General features: G+C 74.8%; 18 protein-coding genes. 13 read left to right on the top strand and 5 right to left on the bottom strand.

The window, feature by feature from the left end:
* Positions 1–19: 19 nt before the first annotated feature.
* Entirely contained in the window at positions 20–982 is a 963-nt protein-coding gene (locus ACTWP5_RS13030; RefSeq protein ID WP_443221041.1) for an electron transfer flavoprotein subunit alpha/FixB family protein, read from the top strand.
* A 106-nt stretch (positions 983–1088) separates the two neighbouring features.
* On the opposite strand, the gene ACTWP5_RS13035 is transcribed toward ACTWP5_RS13030, so the two are convergent.
* The gene (locus tag ACTWP5_RS13035; protein WP_443221042.1) at positions 1089–1304 is read right to left on the bottom strand and encodes a hypothetical protein; all 216 of its coding nucleotides are present in this window, start codon (positions 1302–1304) and stop codon (positions 1089–1091) included.
* Between the two features lie 239 nt (positions 1305–1543).
* Between ACTWP5_RS13035 and ACTWP5_RS13040 the strand changes: the two genes are divergently transcribed.
* From ACTWP5_RS13040 to ACTWP5_RS13060, 5 genes are all read left to right on the top strand, one after another.
* The gene (locus ACTWP5_RS13040; protein ID WP_443221043.1) at positions 1544–2881 is read left to right on the top strand and encodes a DUF6986 family protein; all 1338 of its coding nucleotides are present in this window, start codon (positions 1544–1546) and stop codon (positions 2879–2881) included.
* Positions 2882–2883: 2 nt separating this feature from the next.
* Positions 2884–3849 carry an ROK family protein gene (locus tag ACTWP5_RS13045; protein WP_443221044.1) on the top strand — a complete coding sequence of 322 codons (966 nt, stop codon included), beginning with the start codon at positions 2884–2886 and terminating at the stop codon, positions 3847–3849.
* 26 nt (positions 3850–3875) lie between these two features.
* Positions 3876–4898 (top strand): NUDIX domain-containing protein, encoded by a 1023-nt coding sequence (locus tag ACTWP5_RS13050; RefSeq protein WP_443221045.1) that lies wholly within the window; start codon positions 3876–3878, stop codon positions 4896–4898.
* A 134-nt stretch (positions 4899–5032) separates the two neighbouring features.
* Entirely contained in the window at positions 5033–5677 is a 645-nt protein-coding gene (locus ACTWP5_RS13055; RefSeq protein WP_443221067.1) for a class F sortase, read from the top strand.
* Positions 5678–5809: 132 nt separating this feature from the next.
* Complete coding sequence (locus ACTWP5_RS13060; RefSeq protein WP_443221046.1) at positions 5810–6451, top strand: hypothetical protein; 642 nt, start codon at positions 5810–5812, stop codon at positions 6449–6451.
* A 49-nt stretch (positions 6452–6500) separates the two neighbouring features.
* Here ACTWP5_RS13060 and ACTWP5_RS13065 read toward each other — a convergent pair whose 3' ends face one another.
* Positions 6501–7880, bottom strand: coding sequence for a dipeptidase (locus ACTWP5_RS13065; RefSeq protein WP_443221047.1), 1380 nt, complete (start codon positions 7878–7880; stop codon positions 6501–6503).
* A 236-nt stretch (positions 7881–8116) separates the two neighbouring features.
* On the opposite strand from ACTWP5_RS13065, the gene ACTWP5_RS13070 reads away from it, so the two are divergent.
* The 3 genes from ACTWP5_RS13070 to ACTWP5_RS13080 all read left to right on the top strand — a co-directional run bounded on the left by ACTWP5_RS13070 (position 8117) and on the right by ACTWP5_RS13080 (position 11457).
* Positions 8117–9382, top strand: a complete 1266-nt coding sequence (locus ACTWP5_RS13070) for a geranylgeranyl reductase family protein (RefSeq protein ID WP_443221048.1) — start codon at positions 8117–8119, stop codon at positions 9380–9382.
* 120 nt (positions 9383–9502) lie between these two features.
* Entirely contained in the window at positions 9503–10795 is a 1293-nt protein-coding gene (locus ACTWP5_RS13075; RefSeq protein WP_443221049.1) for a sensor histidine kinase, read from the top strand.
* A complete protein-coding gene (locus ACTWP5_RS13080; protein WP_443221050.1) occupies positions 10792–11457 on the top strand; it encodes a response regulator in 666 nt (221 codons plus the stop codon). Before ACTWP5_RS13075 ends, ACTWP5_RS13080 begins: the two co-directional genes overlap by 4 nt.
* Before the next feature lie 39 nt (positions 11458–11496).
* Here ACTWP5_RS13080 and ACTWP5_RS13085 read toward each other — a convergent pair whose 3' ends face one another.
* Entirely contained in the window at positions 11497–12258 is a 762-nt protein-coding gene (locus tag ACTWP5_RS13085) for a maleylpyruvate isomerase family mycothiol-dependent enzyme (RefSeq protein ID WP_443221051.1), read from the bottom strand.
* A gap of 187 nt (positions 12259–12445) precedes the next feature.
* Between ACTWP5_RS13085 and ACTWP5_RS13090 the strand changes: the two genes are divergently transcribed.
* The gene (locus ACTWP5_RS13090; RefSeq protein WP_443221052.1) at positions 12446–13666 is read left to right on the top strand and encodes an ROK family protein; all 1221 of its coding nucleotides are present in this window, start codon (positions 12446–12448) and stop codon (positions 13664–13666) included.
* Positions 13667–13764: 98 nt separating this feature from the next.
* On the opposite strand, the gene ACTWP5_RS13095 is transcribed toward ACTWP5_RS13090, so the two are convergent.
* A complete protein-coding gene (locus ACTWP5_RS13095) occupies positions 13765–13959 on the bottom strand; it encodes a hypothetical protein (protein ID WP_443221053.1) in 195 nt (64 codons plus the stop codon).
* A 159-nt stretch (positions 13960–14118) separates the two neighbouring features.
* Between ACTWP5_RS13095 and ACTWP5_RS13100 the strand changes: the two genes are divergently transcribed.
* From ACTWP5_RS13100 to ACTWP5_RS13110, 3 genes are all read left to right on the top strand, one after another.
* Positions 14119–15357 carry a MurT ligase domain-containing protein gene (locus ACTWP5_RS13100; protein ID WP_443221054.1) on the top strand — a complete coding sequence of 413 codons (1239 nt, stop codon included), beginning with the start codon at positions 14119–14121 and terminating at the stop codon, positions 15355–15357.
* 18 nt (positions 15358–15375) lie between these two features.
* Entirely contained in the window at positions 15376–16104 is a 729-nt protein-coding gene (locus tag ACTWP5_RS13105) for a type 1 glutamine amidotransferase (protein ID WP_443221055.1), read from the top strand.
* A gap of 105 nt (positions 16105–16209) precedes the next feature.
* The gene (locus ACTWP5_RS13110; RefSeq protein WP_443221056.1) at positions 16210–17205 is read left to right on the top strand and encodes a cytochrome c oxidase assembly protein; all 996 of its coding nucleotides are present in this window, start codon (positions 16210–16212) and stop codon (positions 17203–17205) included.
* On the opposite strand, the gene ACTWP5_RS13115 is transcribed toward ACTWP5_RS13110, so the two are convergent.
* A complete protein-coding gene (locus ACTWP5_RS13115) occupies positions 17177–17758 on the bottom strand; it encodes a GNAT family N-acetyltransferase (protein WP_443221057.1) in 582 nt (193 codons plus the stop codon). The two genes, ACTWP5_RS13110 and ACTWP5_RS13115, sit on opposite strands and share 29 nt — an antisense overlap.
* Between the last annotated feature and the right edge of the window lie 231 nt (positions 17759–17989).

Here is a 17989-nt window from a genome sequence, read left to right on the forward strand (position 1 = left end):
CCCGCAGGAGCGCGAACCCATGGCTGAAGTCCTCGTTTACGTCGACCACGTGGACGGAGACGTCCGCAAGCCCACCCTGGAGCTGCTGACCCTCGCCCGCCGGCTCGGTGACCCGGTCGCCGTCTACCTCGGCGCCGGCGTCGACGCCGCGGCCCCCGTGCTCGCCGAGCACGGCGCGAGCCGCGTCCTCGCCGCCGACGCGCCCGAGTTCGCCGACCACCTCGTGGTGCCCCACGTCGACGCCCTCCAGGCCGCCGTCAAGGCCGTCTCCCCGGCGGCGGTGCTGCTCACCGCGTCCGCCGCGGCGACGGAGATCGCCGGCCGCCTCGCCGTCCGCCTCGGCTCCGGCATCATCACCGGCGCCGTCGACGTGGCGGCGGGCGAGGACGGACCGGTGGCCACCCAGTCCGTGTTCGCGGCCTCGTTCACCACCACCTCGCGCGTCACCAAGGGCGTTCCGGTGATCACCGTGAAGCCCAACGCGACCTCTCCGGAGGCCGCACCGGCCGCCGGCACCGTCGAGCCCCTGGAGGTCGGCTTCGGCCCGCTGGCCACCGGCACCAGCGTCGTCTCGCGCAGCCCCCGCGCCGCCACGGGACGGCCCGAGCTCACCGAGGCCGCGATCGTCGTCTCCGGCGGGCGCGGTGTCGGCGGCGCCGAGCACTTCGCCCTCATCGAGGCGCTCGCCGACTCCCTCGGCGCCGCCGTGGGCGCCTCCCGCGCCGCCGTGGACGCGGGCTGGTACCCGCACACCAGCCAGGTGGGCCAGACCGGCAAGACGGTGTCCCCGCAGCTCTACATCGCCGCCGGCATCTCCGGCGCGATCCAGCACCGCGCGGGCATGCAGACGTCCAAGACCATCGTGGCCATCAACAAGGACGCCGAGGCCCCCATCTTCGAGCTGGTCGACTACGGCGTCGTCGGTGACCTGTTCGACGTCGTCCCCGCCCTGACCGAGGAGATCACCACCCGCAAGGGCTGACGGCGCGTCACCACCCGCTTCCCTCGCGAATCCGCTCACCACGCGCCGCGGCCCTCGCTCCGGAACTCGGGAACGAGGGCCGCGGCCGTGGCGCGACAGCCGCCGATCAGGTGACGGTCACGGGCGTGGCGCCACGCCGGCGCCCCACCAGGCCACCGCGCCGTCGGCGGCCCGGCACGGCCTCGTGTCGCACGCGGGCGCTCGCGGCGCGCGCCGCCAGCCGGTCGGCCTCGTGCCCCGGCACCGCCGGCACCGGGCCGCTGCCGTCGTCCTCCCGCAGGCGGGCCAGTGCCAGCCCGGCCATCAGGTGGTAGTAGTCCATGATTCCTCCCAGACGCTGAATTACAGGGACTTCCTTGGATTTCCGCGGAACTTTCCCGCTGCACTCCAGCGTCGGCCAGTCGCGTGACGCGACCTTTGCCCTCCGGTCAATCCTCCGTGGCGCCAGTCGAGCGGGCCGTGAACGAGGGGTGACACAGCCGCTGTTGTGTTTCGTGTGGGCGCGGGATAGCGTCGTCACCTGAGGGTTCAACGGATTGTTGAATGTCGGGAGGGCGGCCCATGCGGCGGCGTGACACGGCGCACACCAGCCTCTCTGAGGCCGCCACCGCGGCGGTGACGGCGCCACTGGCCGCCGTCGACGCCGAGCTCGCCCGCCGGTACCCCGGCGCACCGCCGGCCAGCCAGCCGGTCCACACCGTCTACGTCCCCGCCGACCGGCTCACCGCCGACACCGTCCGCTCCTGGGGCGAGGCGGCGCTGGCGCTGCTGGACGCCCACGCCCCCGACGCCGCCGCGCTCGCCACCCTCCTCGGCCTGCCCGACGCCCTCGCCGCGCCCGTCCACGACCGGGTCCGCGCCAAGCTGGCACGCGAGCCCGTGGAGGACCTGCGCATCGACTTCGAGGACGGCTACGGGCGCCGCCCGGACGCGGAGGAGGACGCCGCCGCCGTCCACGCGGCCCGCGTGGCCGTCCGCCTCGCCGCCGACCCCGGCGGGCCCGCCCACCTCGGCATCCGCATGAAGAGCATGGAGGCACCCGTCCGGGACCGCGCCGTCCGCACCCTCGACGTCTTCCTCACCACGCTGCTGGACGCCGGACCGCCGCCGAAGGGACTGCGCCTGACGCTGCCCAAGGTCAGCCACCCCGCCCAGGTCACCGCCATGTCCGGGCTGTGCGGCGCGTTCGAGCGGGCCACCGGCCTCACCCCCGGCCAGCTCCGCTTCGAGGCGCAGATCGAGACGACCCAGGCCATCCTCGGCCCCGACGGCCGGGCCACCGTCGCCCGCCTGGTCGACGCCGCCGAGGGCCGCCTCACCGGCCTCCACTTCGGCACCTACGACTACACCGCGGCCTGCCAGATCCCCGCCGCCCACCAGTCCCTGGACCACCCCGCCGCCGACCACGCCAAGGCCGTCATGCAGCTCGCCGCCGCCGGCACCGGCGTCGAGCTCTCCGACGGCTCCACCAACGTCCTGCCCACCGGCTCCGCCGAGCAGGTCCACCACGCCTGGCGCCTCCACCACCGCCTCGTCCGCCGCGGCCTGGCCCGTGGCTTCCCGCAGGGCTGGGACCTCCACCCCGGCCAGCTGCCCACCCGGTACACCGCCGTCTACGCCTTCTACCGCGAGGGCTTCGACGCCGCGGCCGACCGCCTCGCCACCTACGTCGGCCGCCTGGCCACGCCCGGCACCGCCGTCCTCGACGAGCCCGCCACCGCCCGTGCGCTCGCCGCGTTCCTCCTGCGGGGCCTGCGCTGCGGCGCCCTGGACGCCGCCGAACTCGCCGCCGGCACCGGTCTGGCCCCCGCCGAGCTGGCGGCCCTCGCCGACCCCGCCACGCCCCACCCGCCACGGGCGGACTGGACAGCCCGGCCCACCAGGGATCAGGCTTCCTGACCATGACCATGGATCTCGTGGCCGCCGTCGACATCGGCGGCACCAAGATCGCGGGCGCCCTCGTCGACGGCGCCGGCACCCTCGTGCACCGCGTGCAACGCCCGACCCCCGCCACCGAACCGGCCGAGCGCGTGCTCGCCGCCGTCACCGAGGTCGCCAGCGGCCTGACCGCGCACCCGTGGTGGCCCCACGTCACCGCCGTGGGCATCGGCAGCGCCGGACCGGTGGACGCCCGCGGCGGCACCGTCAGCCCCGTCAACATTCCCGCCTGGCGCGACTTCCCCCTCGTGGCGGGCGTGCGCGAGACCACCGGCCCCCTGCCGGTCACCCTCGTCGGCGACGGCGCCGCCATCGCCGCGGGCGAGCACTGGCGCGGTGCCGCCCAGGGGCGGGCGAACGTGCTGTGCATGGTCGTCTCCACCGGCGTCGGCGGCGGCCTCATCCTCGACGGCCGGCTGCGCCCGGGACCCACGGGCAACGCCGGCCACATCGGCCACATCAGCGTCGACCTCAACGGCGACCTGTGCCCCTGCGGCGGACGCGGCTGCGTCGAGCGCATCGCCAGCGGCACCAACATCGCCCGCTACGCCCGCGACGCCGGCTGGCGCCCCGAGGCCCCCGACGGCGACGCCACCGCCGCGGGCGTCGCGGCGGCCGCCCGCGACGGCCACCCCGTGGCGCTGGCGGCCTTCCAGCGCGCCGCCCGCGCCCTGGCGGCCGGCGTCGCCGCCACCGCGACCCTCGTGGAGATCGAGACGGTGGTGGTCGGCGGCGGCGTGAGCCAGTCGGGCGAGGTCCTCCTCGCGCCGCTGCGCGAGGCCCTCGCTGAGTTCGCCACCCTTCCGTTCGTCCGTGGCCTGGAGGTCGTTCCCGCCCGGCTCGGCACCGACGCCGGCCTGGTGGGGGCGGCGGCGGCCTGCCGCGGCCACGCGGAGACGTTTCTGGCACGGGGTGCAGCGGGCACCTGACACACGGGCGACTAAGGAGGGGGTTTGTGATCATCTGGCTGAACGGCGCGTCCGGCGTCGGCAAGACCACGGTGGCCAACGAACTGCTCGACCTGCTGCCGGGAAGCGTGCTGTACGACCCGGAGCTGGTCGGCGCCGGGCTGCGCGCGATGCTGCCCAAGGAACGCCTGGCCGAGGTCGACGACCTCACGGACCTGCCGTCGTGGCGGCGGATGGTGGTGGACACCGCCGCGGCCCTCCTCACCGAGGTGCCGGGGCCGCTGGTCGCTCCGATGACGCTGTTGGACCAGGCGCACCGGGACGAGATCTTCGGCGGCCTCGCCGCCCGCCGCATCCCGGTGCAGCACTTCCTGCTCCACGTAGACGAAACGTTCCTGCGGGCGCGGATCGACCAGCGGGCCTCCGTCGAGGGCGAGGCCGTGCGCGGGCGCTGCCTGGCGAACCTGCCACGCTACGACGCCGCCCTCGCCTGGCTGAGCGCGGACACCCACCCCCTGGAGGCCTCCCGGCTGACCCCCCGACAGGCCGCGACGCTCCTCGCCGAGGCCGCCCGCCGCGGCGACGGCACCCGGCAGATCGTGCAGACCCCCGCCCCCCGCGCGGAGACCCTCGCCGCCGGCGTGCTCCTCTTCGACGACCAGGACCGGGTGCTGCTGGTCGACCCGACCTACAAGCCCGGCTGGGAGTTCCCCGGCGGCGTCGTCGAGGCCGGCGAGCCCCCCGCCCGCGCGGCGGTCCGCGAGGTGGCCGAGGAACTCGGCCTGCGGCTGACCCACGACCTCCCCCTGCTCGTCGTCGACTGGGAGCCGCCCCGACCCGGCCACTACGGAGGGCTGCGGCTGCTCTTCGACGGCGGGCGCCTCGACGCCGACCGGCTGCGCGAGGTGCTGCTGCCCGGCGCGGAGCTGCGTGACTGGCGCTTCGTCGACGAGGAGGAGGCCACGACCCTGCTCTCACCAGGCCGCCTCGCCCGGCTCAGGGGGGCCCTGCGCGCCCGCGCCGAGGGCCGCCCCCTCAACCTGGAGGCCGGCGTCCCCGTCGGGGTGTGACGGCGCGCCCGACCAGGGGTTCGACCAGGGCGCGACGAGGGCTCGACGACGGGCCCGGAGACGGCTCGGGACGGCCCGGCGGCGGCGCCGTACGAATCGCGGCCCGTCACCGGCCGTCCTAGCGTGGTGCGGTGATGGAGTGCGACGCGAGCTCGGACGAACCCCGCCCGGCCTCCCGGACCGCCTTCGGCATCACGGCCGGCGCGCTGGCGGTGGGAGTGGCCACGATGCTCGGCGCCGTCTGGGACGGCAGCCGGAGCGAGGGCCCGCCGCTGCCCGCCGGCGCCGCCTCGACCGCGCCCGCGGCCGTGGCGGCCCCACCCCAGCGGGCCGCGGTGCCGACCTGGCTGACGATCCCGGCCATCGACGTCGAGACCCCCCTGATGGGCGTCGGCCTCGAACCGGAGGGTTGGCTCGCCGCGCCGCCTCCCGGCCTCGAACACCTCGTCGGCTGGTACCAGGGCGCGGTCACCCCGGGGGAGCGGGGCACGGCCGTCCTCGTCGGCCACGTGGACGGCGCCGTGGGACCGGCCGTCTTCTACGACCTCGGCACCCTCACACCGGGAGACACCGTCGAGGTGGTCCGCGAGGACGGCACGCGCCTGCGGTTCACCGTCCACGAGGTCGCCGTCTTCGACAAGGAGCAGATCCCCGCGCGCGTCTACGAGGACTCGGGGCGAGCCGAGCTGCGCCTGATCACCTGCGGCGGCAGCTTCGAGGAGGGCTCCGGCTACCAGGGCAACGTCGTCGTCTTCGCCCACCTCACCCAGGCCGGCTGAACCCGGCCGGCCCAACGCGTTAACCCGTTCGTCCCACCCAGAAGACCGGTGCCCGGTTTGTCTGCTTACGGTCATGGTGCGGGCGATCCACGTCCGACGGACCCCCACGGCACCCAGGACAGGAGCCTTCAGATGAGCACTCCGCGCACGGCACTCGCAGGGGCCTCACTCGCAGCGATAGCACTCGGCTCCGCCGCGCCCGCGGCGGCCACCACCGCGGCCGGCCCGGGCGAACTGCCGGAGCGGCCCCGGGCCCTCAGAGCCCAGGCGTTCGGCTACAGCCTCGCGCCCCAGGCCGTCCAGCCGGGCGGCGCCGTGGACCTCACGGTCACCGGATGCGTCGACGCGGAGGCCACCGCCTCCTCCGCCGTGTTCGACACCATCACCCTCGGAATGCCGGGAGCGGTCCAGAGCGCGACCACCACCGTCGACGCCGAGGCCCGGGCCGGGGCCCAGTACGAGGTCGTCTTCGCCTGCGGCGACGAGAACGCGAGCGCCATGCTGAGCATCCTCGCCGCGAGCCCGACGGCCACCCCGACGCCCACCGCGACCCCCACGACGACCCCGACGGCGACGCCCACCGCGACCCCCACGGTGACGCCGACGGCCACCTCCACCACCATGCCGACGCTCGGCGCCCAGGCCGGCGTCGGCGGCTCACAACGCGACGGCTCCCCCCGGACCACCGCACTGCTCGTGGCCGGTGGCGTCACCGCCCTGGCCCTCACCGGCGGCGCGCTCGCGCTCCGCCGACGCCCCCGCCGACACCTCTGACGCCGCGAGCGGGCGACCCCGGCGGCCGCCCGGCGCCGCCGGCCCGCGTTCACCGACCGGCGGCCTGCGCCCCGTACCGGCGCAGGAACAGCGCCTCGGCCACGGCCATCCGCTCCAACTCCTCCGGCGAGACACTCTCGTTGACGGCGTGGATCCGCGCCGCCGGCTCGCTCAGCCCGACGAGCAGGATCTCCGCCTCCGGATACAGCCGCCCCAGCGTGCTGGTCAGCGGAATCGACCCGCCCTGCCCCACGACCGCCATCTCCACGCCGTCGTACGCCACCCGCATCGCCTCGGCCATGACCGCGTACGCCGGACTCGCCGTGTCCGCCCGGAACGGCTGCCCGGAGCCCGTCGGCTCGACCTCCACCCGCGCCCCCCACGGCGCATGGGAGACCAGATGCGCCGCCAGCAGTTCGCCCGCCGCCTCCGCGTCCACGCCCGGCGGCACCCGCAGACTCACCAGTGCCCCCGCGCTCGCCTGAACCGACGGCGTCGCGCCCACCACCGGCGGGCAGTCGATGCCCAGCACCGTCACCGACGGGCGCGCCCACAGCCGGTCCGCGACCGTGCCGGAGCCGGCGAGCCCCACACCCTCCAACACGCCCGCGTCCGCCCGGAACACCTCCTCCGGGAGATCCGTCCCCGCCCACGTGCCCCGCGCGTCGAGCCCGTCGATCGAGGGGGAGCCGTCCGCGTCGGTCAGCGAGTCCAGCATCCGGACCAACGCCGCCAACGCGTCGGGCGCCGCCCCGCCGAACGCCCCCGAGTGCAGGTTCCCCTCCAGGGTGTCGACCCGCACCCGCACCACCGTCATGCCCCGCAGCACCGCCGTCACCGTCGGCTGGCCCGCCCGGACGTTCCCCGTGTCCCCGATCACCACCGCGTCGGCCGCCAGCAGCCGCGGATGCTCCTCGGCGTACCGCTCCAGCCCGCCGGTGCCCTGCTCCTCGGAGCCCTCGACGATCACCTTCACGCCCACCGGCAGCCCGCCCGTCGCCCGCAGGGCCCGCAGCGCCAGCAGGTGCATCACGACGCCGCCCTTGCAGTCGGCCGCCCCCCGGCCGTACCAGCGCCCGTCGCGCTCGGTCAGCTCGAACGGCGGGGAGACCCACTCCGACTCCGCCAGCGGGGGCTGCACGTCGTAGTGCGCGTACAGCAGCACCGTCGGCGCGCCCGCCGGCCCCGGCAGGTGGCCGTAGACGGCCTGACTGCCGTCGGGGGTGTCCAGCAGGGCGACCTCCTCGAAGCCCTCGGCCGTCAGCGCGTCGGCGATCCACCGCGCCGCCGCGTGACACTCGGCCGGCGGGAACAGCGCGGGATCCGCCACGGAACGGAAGGCCACCAACGCGGCCAGGTCCCGCCTCGCCCGCTCCATCCCCTCGGCGACGAACCGGGCGACGGCGGCGTCCCCGTCGGCATGCTTCATGGCGGTTTCCTCCCATCGACGCGTGCGGACGATCATCGCACAGGCCCTCGCACAGCCGTCCGAGCGCGCAGGCGGGCGCGGACGCGAGCGCGACGCGCCTGGTCGCGCGCCGTGCGCGGCTGCGAGCGGCGCCACGGGCGCGCGAGCGTCGCGAGGCGTCACACTAGGATGCTTTCGGTGACCACCATCGTGCGCCGTGCTCGGCGCGCGACGCGTCGGGGAGCGAGAAGGCCATCGTGAGCAGTGACAACGCGGCCGGCCCTGCCGGCAGGGAGCACGCGGACGGCACGGACCGGGTGTGGGACGTCGTCGTGGTCGGCGGCGGCCCGGCGGGCTCGTCCGCCGCCCGCGCCGCCGCCGAGGCGGGACGCAGCGTCCTGCTGCTGGAGAAGGCGACGCTGCCGCGGTACAAGACGTGCGCGGGCGGCATCATCGGCCCCTCCCGCGACGCCCTCCCCCCGGGCTTCGACCTCCCCCTGCGCGACCGCGTGCACGCCGTCACGTTCTCGCTCAACGGCCGCCTGGCCCGCACCCGCCGCTCCAAGCGGATGCTGTTCGGGCTGGTCAGCCGCCCCGAGTTCGACCAGCGGCTCGTGGAGGCCGCCGCCCGGGCCGGCGCCACGGTCCGCACGGGCACGGCCGTCACCCGCGTCGACCAGCACGGGCCCACCGTCCCCGACCGGCGCACCGTCGCCGTCGTCCTCGCCGACGGCTCCCGCGTCCTCGCCAACGCCGTCGTCGGCGCCGACGGCAGCGCCAGCCGCATCGCCGCCCACGTCGGGGTGCGCGTGGAGCAGGTGGACCTGGGCCTGGAGTCGGAGATCCCCGTGCCGGCCGAGGTCGGACGGCGGTGGGCCGGGCGCGTGCTGATCGACTGGGGGCCCCTGCCCGGCTCCTACGGCTGGGTCTTCCCGAAGGGCGACGCCCTCACCGTCGGCGTGATCTCCGCCCGTGGCCAGGGCGCCGCCACCAAGCGCTACCTGGAGAGCCTCACCACCCGGCTCGGCCTCGCCGAATTCACCCCGGACATCTCCAGCGGCCACCTCACCCGCTGTCGCGCCGACGACTCCCCGCTGACCCGCGGCCGCGTCCTGGTGTGCGGGGACGCCGCGGGCCTGCTCGAGCCCTGGACCAGGGAGGGCATATCGTTCGCGCTGCGATCGGGCCGCCTCGCCGGCCAGTGGGCCGCCCGCGTCGCGGTGGCCGTCGACGCCGTCGACGCCCGCCGCCAGGCCCTCAACTACACCTTCGCGATCAAGTCCGGCCTCGGTGTGGAGATGAGCGTCGGGCGGCGCATGCTGGACGTCTTCTCCCACCGCCCCCGGCTGCTGCACGCCGCGATGATCGGCTTCCGCCCGGCGTGGACCACCTTCGCCCAGGTCACCCGGGGCTCCACGACGCTCGCCGGGGTGGTCCGCACCCACCCCCTGGCCCGCAGGACCCTCACCGCCCTGGACCGGGACGGCGAACGCGAGCAGGCCGGCCGCGGCGACCCACACTGAGCCCGCCGCCCCGCGCGACCGGTGCCGGCCGCCGCACCGGCACGTACTCCGCCCGGAGTACCCGCGTCGACCGCCCACGGCGGACGCGCCCCACCCCCACCCCGGACTAGCGTGGCGAACGTGACCGACCACCCCACGCCGACAGCCCACGCGCCCGGCGGCCCCGCCTGGCAGCGCTGGCTCGCGTCGCCGCCGGCCCTCGCCCGCATGCCGTGGCTCTCCTCCTGCGTGGTCCTGCTCGTCCAGGTCGTCGGCTCGACGTTCGCCGGCGAGAACCAGACGGACCACCGGGTGGCACTCGACGTCCTCGGCTACGCCCTCCTGGCCCTCGGCCCGGCGCTGCTCGTGGCACGCCACCGCCGCCCGCGGCTCGCCGCCGTCGGCACCGCCGTCACCGCCGCCGTCTACCTGGGCGCCGGCTACCCCTACGGGCCCGTCTTCCTGAGCGTGATCGTCGGCTCCTTCAGCGCCGTAGTCACCGGGCACCGGCGAGCGGCCTGGCTCGCCCTCGGGCTGTTCTGGGCCAGCCTGCCCCTCACCGGCCACGGCCTCTACCGCTGGCTGCCCCCCGACGGCGACGGTCCGGCCGAACTTGGCTGGTACGGCCTGATCGCCGCCTGGGCCGTCGCCGTCCTGGCCGTCTCAGAACTCGTCCGCGCCCGCCGTGAACAGCAGGCGCGCGAGCGGGCCGAACGCGAGGCGGCCGCACGCCGCCGCGCCGACGAGGAACGGCTGCGCATCGCCCGCGAACTCCACGACGTCCTCGCCCACAGCATCTCCGTCATCAACGTGCAGGCGGGCGTCGGCCTGGCACTCCTGGACACCGACCCCGACCAGGCCCGCACCGCCCTGACCACCATCAAGGCCGCCAGCAAGGAGGCCCTCGGAGAGGTCCGGCAGGTGCTGGCCACCCTCCGCTCGCCCGGCGACGCGCCCCGCGCCCCGGCCCCCGGGCTCGCCCGGCTGCCGGAGCTGGCACGCCACGCCGAGTCGGCCGGCCTGCGGGTCGAGACCCGGACCACGGGCACCCCGGCCACCCTGCCGCCCGGCGCCGACCTCGCGGCGTTCCGCATCGTGCAGGAGGCCCTGACCAACACCGTCCGCCACTCCGGCTCCCGCACCGCCCGGGTCCACCTGCGCTACACCCCCGACGAGCTCGTGCTGAGCGTCGACGACGACGGCCCGGCCACCGGCGGCGACACGGTGGGGGGCAACGGCCTGGTCGGCATGCGCGAACGCGCCGCCTCCTTCGGCGGCACCGTGGCCGCCGGTCCCCGCGACGACGGAGGCTTCCGCGTCACGGCACACCTCCCCCTGACGCCGGACCGGCCCGCCACCCGACGGGAGACCGACGCGGACGAGGCCGGCGTCAACGAACCCCGAGAGACCAACGGAAACGGAAGAACGCCATGATCCGCGTGCTGCTCGCCGACGACCAGATCCTGGTGCGGGCCGGGTTCCGCGCCCTGCTGGACGCCCAGCCCGACATCAGCGTCGCCGGCGAGGCCGCCGACGGCCACGAGGCGTTGTCCCTCGTGCGCGAACTGCGCCCCGACCTGGTCCTGATGGACATCCGGATGCCGGAGCTCGACGGCCTGGCGGCCACCCGCCACATCACCGAGGACGAGTCCCTCGACGGGGTGAAGGTCGTCATGCTGACCACCTTCGAACTGGACGAGTACGTCTTCGAGGCGCTCCGCTCCGGCGCCTCCGGCTTCCTGGTGAAGGACACCGAGCCCGACGAACTGCTGCGCGCGGTCCGCGCCGTCGTCGCCGGGGACGCCCTGCTCTCCCCGAGCGTCACCCGGCGCCTGATCGCCGAGTTCGCCGCCCGCTCCAAGGAACCGGCCGACGCCGCCCTGCTCGCCCAGCTCACCGACCGCGAACGCGAGGTGATGACCCTGGTCGGCATCGGCCTGTCGAACGAGGAGATCGCCCGCCGCCTCGTCGTCTCCCCTCTGACGGCCAAGACCCACGTCAGCCGCGCCATGGTCAAGCTCGGCGCCCGCGACCGCGCCCAACTCGTCGTCCTGGCCTACGAGTCCGGCCTCGTCCGCCCGGGGTGGCTCGGCTGACGGGCCGTGCCCGCCCGCCTCACCACCCGGTCACCCGCGTCAGATCGCGGACATACCGCGCCACAGCTCCGCCACCGAGGCGTCACCCGTCACCGTGACCCCGTCCCACGGGCGGCGGTTCCACAACGCCAGGTACACCTCCTCGGCGGGCCCGCTCACCTCACACTCCACGGGCTCCGCCAGGGCCTCCACGCGCTCGGCACGCGGCGGCGCGTCCGATATCACCACCCGCCAGCACGCCCCCGGACCGTCCGTCGTGCGCACCCCCAGGGTCCGCTCCCGGGCGCTGCGCACCCGGCTGCGCTCCCGTGCGTGGAAGCCCGTCAGCAACTCGTCGACGCCGTCCACCGCGAACTCCGCCCCGACCGCCACGCCGCCCCCACCCCCGACTCCCGCGCCTCCCGCCGCCGACTCCGCGTCCACCCGGTGCACCGTCGTCTCGTGGGCCTGGCGCCGCGTCCAGAAGTGCCGCGGCGAGCGCGCCCCGGGCAGGAACGTCCAGCACTCCAGGTCCTTCGGCGCCTGCCGGAGGGCGGCCAACAGCGTCGCGTGCCCCTCCCTGAACCACCCCTCCAACTCCCCGTCCGACACCCGCTCGGCCAACAGCGGCGCGAACGCGGTGCGTCCCTCGACCACGAAGCCGGTCGCCCAGCGGTGGACGTTCCCCTGGTGCAGAACGAGATCCCGCACCCGCCAGTCCGGACAGGTCGGGACCAGCGCGTCGGCGCCCGCCCGCAGCGCCGCGTCGATCAGCAGGACACCCTCCCGCGCCAACGCCTCAAGAAAGTCCTCGCTCCTCACGCCCCACCGATCCTCTCGACCTCGATCACACAACCGCCCAGAAACTCTCCGGTCCTGACCAGCCCTACACATCCACCCCTGTCCGGAAGCCTCCCATTCCAGCCCGCCACACACGGCGCACAGAAGCACGACGACCGGGCAGGCGTACGCCCTCGCCGAGTTTGTTTGTCAGGGGCACAAAGCGAGAATGGGGACCGTGATCCGCACCCGCACCCGGCTCGACAGAGGCCGCAACGCGCTCGGCCCTGCGCTGGAGCTCGTCCATACCGGCCGCGCCCCCACCCGCGCCGTCCTCACCGCGGAGCTCGGCGTCACCCGCGCCACGGCCGGCGCCGTCGCCGCCGAGTTGCAGACCCTCGGCCTCATCACCGTCGACCCGCGCCCGGGTGCCGCCGGCAGCCAGGGGCGGCCCTCGCACCGCCTGGCCATCGCACCCGACGGGCCCGTCGCGTTGGCCGCACAGGTCCACGCCGACGGCTTCCGCGTCGCCCTCGTCGGCCTCGGCGGACACATCCTGGCCACCACCCCCGGCTGCATGACCGTCGACGCCGACCCCAGCCACGTGCTCCGCGAGATCGTCGAGGCCGGCGCGAGGCTGCTCGCCGACAGCGGTCGGCGCTGCGTCGGCGCCGGGCTCGCCGTCCCCTCCGCCGTCGCCGAACCCGACGGCACGGCACTCAACCCCCTCCACCTGGCCTGGCCCGCGGGCGCGCCGGTCCGCGACATGTTCACCCGCTGCCTCGCCGACGCGGGCCTCCCCGTCGCCGGCTTCTGCGGCAACGACATCAACCTCGCCGCCCTCGCCGAGCACCGCCACGGAGCCGGCCGGGGCGCCGCCCACCTGCTCTGCGTGGCCACCGGCCACCGCGGCGTCGGCGGCGCCCTCGTCCTCGACGGCAGGCTCCACACCGGCAGCGCCGGCCTCGCGCTCGAGGTCGGGCACGTCACCGTCGACCCCCAGGGCCGCCCCTGTCACTGCGGCAGCCGGGGCTGCCTCGACGTCGAGACCGACCCGCTGGCCCTCCTCGCCGCCGCCGGACGCACCCCCGCCGCGGACGGCTCCCTCCTGGCCCAGGCCCGCGACCTCCTCCAGGCCGCCCCCGCGAACGACCCGACGGTTCTGGCCGCCACCCACACCCTGATCGACCGCCTCGGCCTCGGCCTCGCCGGCCTGGTCAACATCCTCAACCCCGACCGCATCATCCTCGGCGGCCTCCACCGCTGGCTGCTCGACGCCGACCCCGAGCGGCTGCGCGGCACCGTCGAACGCCACAGCCTGTGGGGCCGCAGCGGCAGCGTCCCCGTCCTGCCCTGCACCCTCGACCACAACAGCCTCGTCGGAGCGGCGGAACTCGCCTGGCAACCGGTCCTCGACGACCCGCTCGTCACCCAGCCACAACCCGCCTGACCCGACCCCGGCGGTCCACCCCGCCCCGCCGCGGCCCGCGCGCGGCGCGTCCCCTCACCCCGCGCCGCGTCCCGGCCCGGGGTCCCGGCACAACACACCTAGAACGACAGGCTGCCCAGCAGCTCCGCCAGATGCTCCCCGCCCGCCTCGATGCTCGGCGCCGCCGACGTCCCCGCCAGGTAGAAGCCGAAGAGCCCACACACCATCGCGTGCGACAGCTTCAGCCCGTCCTTGCGGAAGAACAGGAACACGATGACCCCCAGCAACAGGATCCCGGAGACCGAAAGAACCATGACCACTCCCGATGCCGTCAATGTCCTTCACGCATTGAACTCTAGTGGTCACAATGAGTAAGAGGCGTGCGGTGAGCGCATCCGGGTGACCGCTCACCCCACCCCACGGCATCGATAGGCTGGCCTCCGGGCCACAGGGCTAAGGGAGGAACAACGCCAATGGCAGAGAGCACGCAGCCGCTGTCGGCACGCGCCAGACTGGCGGTGACCGCGGGCAAGGCAGCCGCCGCGGTGTCGCGAGCCGCCGGACGCGGCAGCGGATCCGTGATCGGTGGACGCGTCGCCCTCAAGCTCGATCCCGAGCTCTTGTCCCGCCTCGCCGCGCACCTCGACGTGGTCCTCGTCTCCGCCACCAACGGCAAGACCACCACCACCCGGCTGCTGGCCGAAGCCCTCCGCGCCGGCGGCGAGGTCGTCTCCAACGCGCTCGGCGCCAACATGCCCGCCGGCATCACCTCCGCCCTCTCCAGCGGAGCACAGGCCCGCTACGGCGTCCTCGAAGTCGACGAGAAGTACCTCACCAGCGTCGCCGCCGCCGTCAGCCCCAAGGCCGTCGCCCTGCTCAACCTCTCCCGCGACCAGCTCGACCGCGCCGCCGAGACCCGCATGCTCGCCGAGCGCTGGCGCGAGGGCCTGAAGGACTCCAAGGCCACCGTCGTCGCCAACGCCGACGACCCCCTCGTCGTCTGGGCCGCCTCCTCCGCCACGGCCGTCGTCTGGGTCGCCGCCGGCCAGGAGTGGAAGGACGACGCCTGGTCCTGCCCCGCCTGCGGCGGCGTCCTCCAACGCCCGGGCGACAGCTGGGGCTGCGGCTCCTGCGGCTTCTCCCGCCCCACACCCACCTGGGTGCTCTCCGGCGACGCTGTCCTCGACCCCCACGGCTCCGCCTGGCCCATCCACCTCCAGCTCCCCGGCCGCGCCAACAAGGCGAACGCGACCACCGCCGCCGCCACCGCCGCCCTCTTCGGCGTCCCGCCCGGCCTCGCCCTCCAGCGCATGCAGGCCGTCACCGCCGTCGCCGGCCGCTACGACGTCGTCAGCCACCAGGGCCGCGAGATCCGCCTCCTCCTGGCCAAGAACCCCGCCGGCTGGCTGGAGACCTTCTCCCTCATCGACCCACCCCCCGCCCCCGTCATCCTCTCCGTCAACGCCCGCAGCGCGGACGGCACCGACACCTCCTGGCTCTGGGACGTCGACTACACCCGCCTGGCCGGACACCCCGTCGCCGTCATCGGCGACCGCCGCCTCGACCTCGCCGTCCGTCTCGAGGTCGCCGGCGTCGACTTCCGCGTGTTCGACACCCTTCCCCAGGCGCTCCAGGCCTGCCCCCCCGGACGCGTCGAAGCCATCGCCAACTACACCGCCTTCCAGGACCTCCGCCGCACGGTCGGCAACTGACACCAAGGGACCGCCCGCATGAGCACCTCGAGCCTGCGCCTGGTCTGGGTCTACCCCGACCTGCTGAGCACCTACGGAGACCAGGGCAACGCCCTGGTCGTGGAGCGGCGCGCCCGCCAGCGCGGCCTGGCCGTCGAGCGCCTCGACGTCCGCTCCGACCAGCCCGTCCCCACCTCGGGAGACATCTACCTCATCGGCGGTGGCGAGGACCGCCCCCAGCGCCTTGCCGCGGAACGCCTCCGCCGCGACGGTGGCCTGCACCGCGCGGCGGCCAACGGCGCCATCATCTTCTCCGTCTGCGCCGGCTACCAGATCCTCGGCCACGAGTTCGTCAACGACCTCGGCGAGCGCGAGGCCGGACTCGGCCTCCTCGACGTCGTCAGCGTCCGGGGCACCGGAGAGCGCTGCGTCGGCGACGTCCTCGCCGACATCGACGAACACCTGCGGCTGCCCCAGCTCACCGGCTTCGAGAACCACCAGGGCGTCACCCACCTGGGGCCCGGAGTTCGCCCCTTCGCCCACGTCCGGGTCGGCAACGGCAACGGCACGGGCGACGGCACCGAGGGCGCCTGGCAGGGCACCGTCTTCGGCACCTACATGCACGGCCCCGTCCTGGCGCGCAACCCCCAGATCGCCGACCTCCTGCTGAAGCTCACCCTCGACGTCAACGCCCTCACGCCCGTCGACGAACGCTGGTACGAGGCCCTGCGGGCCGAGCGCATCGCCGCCGCCACCCGCCCGGCATGAGCGGACGCGCCGGTTCTATGGTGGTGCTGGCGCGCGGATGACGCCGCGGGGACACACCGGGGGACGACAGGCCGGGGGACATGGCACGGCTCGGAAGACGGAGAGATGTGGGCTCAGCAGACGAACCTCGGTGAGGACCCCCACGGGGGTCACGGCGGCCACGGGGGTCACGGCGGCTCGGAGCTGCCGCCCTTCTCGTTCACCCGCGGCCTGGAGTTCGGCGGCGACGACGTCTTCCTCGTCGGCTGCCTGATCGTCCTCGCCCTCTACATGACGGGCGTCGTGCGCCTTCGCCGCCGCGGCGACTCCTGGCCGCTGGGGCGCACCCTCGCGTTCACCCTCGGCGTCGCCACCATCGCCCTGGTGACCTGCACCGGGCTGAACCAGTACGGCATGGTGCTCTTCAGCGTCCACATGCTGCAACACATGGTCCTCAGCATGCTCGCGCCGATCCTGCTGCTGCTGGGCGGGCCCGTGACCCTCCTGCTACGGGCCCTGCCCGCCGGCGGCCGCGGCCGACGGGGCCCGCGCGACGTCCTCGTACGGCTGCTCCACAGCCGCTACGTCCGCGTGATCACCTCGCCGATCTTCACCATCTCCCTGTTCATCGGCAGCCTCTACGGGCTGTACTTCACGCCGCTGTTCGACACCCTCATGGACAGCCGCGTCGGCCACCTGGGGATGATGCTCCACTTCCTCGCCGTCGGCCTGGTCTTCTTCTGGCCGGTCATGGGCGTCGACCCCGGCCCGCACCGCGCCGGATACCCGCTGCGCATGCTCGAACTCTTCGCGACGATGCCCTTCCACGCCTTCTTCGGCATCGCGCTGATGATGGCGTCCGACCCCATGATCGACACCTTCGCCAACCCGCCCGCGTCCCTGGAGGTCACCGCCCTCTCCGACCAGTCCGCCGCCGGCGGCATCGCCTGGGCCTTCAGCGAGATCCCCACGGTGGTGGTGCTGGTGGTCCTCCTGGTGCAGTGGTTCCTCTCGGAGGAGCGCGCCGCCCGCCGCCACGACCGTGCCGCGAAGCGCGACGGTGACAGGGAGCTCGCCGCCTACAACGCCTACCTCAGCTCGCTCGGCTCCGGGGCCCGCTGAGCCGGACCCGCTCCGGCCCCCCGTCGTCCTCACCGTGGCGGCGGAGGTGGAGGGTGTGAACCTGGACGGCGTCTCCGTCGACGGCGGTGGGCTGGGTGTGACGGTGCCCGGTGGCGCGGGCTGCGGAGCGCAGGCTGCGGGCCAGGGCGGGGTTGGGGGTGTGGGCCAGGGCGTGGAGCGTGGCGAACCCGGCCTCGTCGGCGAGGCGCAGAAGGTGCGCGAGGAGCGCGGTGCCGACGCCCCGACGCTGCCATGCGTCGGCGACGAGCAGGGCGATCTCGGCCGCGTCGTCGTCGGCCGTGTCCCACAGGAGGTGAGCGAGCCCGACGAGCTCGCCGGTGGGCGTGTGGGCGGCGAGGGTGTGGCCGTGACGGTGGTGGAGGAGGTGACCGAGGTAGCTGTCGGCCTCTCGGTGACCACCGACGTAGCGCTGGTTCAGGCTGGTGGGTGAGCAGCGCTGGTGGAGGGCTCGCGCGGCGTCCAGGTCGGCGGGTGAGGCGTCACGGAGACGTATCTGGCCGTGTTGGACAGCCGCGGGGCTGGGTGCTGGCATGGCAGCAGAGTGAAGGGTCGGTGTTGCGCCATCAGGAACGACGTATGTCTTGTGGGTTAAGAGGCATTAGGGCGAAATGCTATCCATTTCGCCCTTTATGCGTTGTTTGTTTTTAGTCGGGGGGGATGGTGTGGGTCCATTGGGTGGGGGTTTCGTGCCAGGGGGGTTGGGTGTGTTTGGTGAGGATGTAGGGGCCGAGGGTGAGGGTGTCGATGTGGGTGCGCATGAAGC

The sequence above is a fragment of the Streptomyces sp. 4N509B genome (assembly GCF_052245655.1).
In the GTDB taxonomy this organism is placed as follows: Bacteria; Actinomycetota; Actinomycetes; order Streptomycetales; family Streptomycetaceae; genus Streptomyces.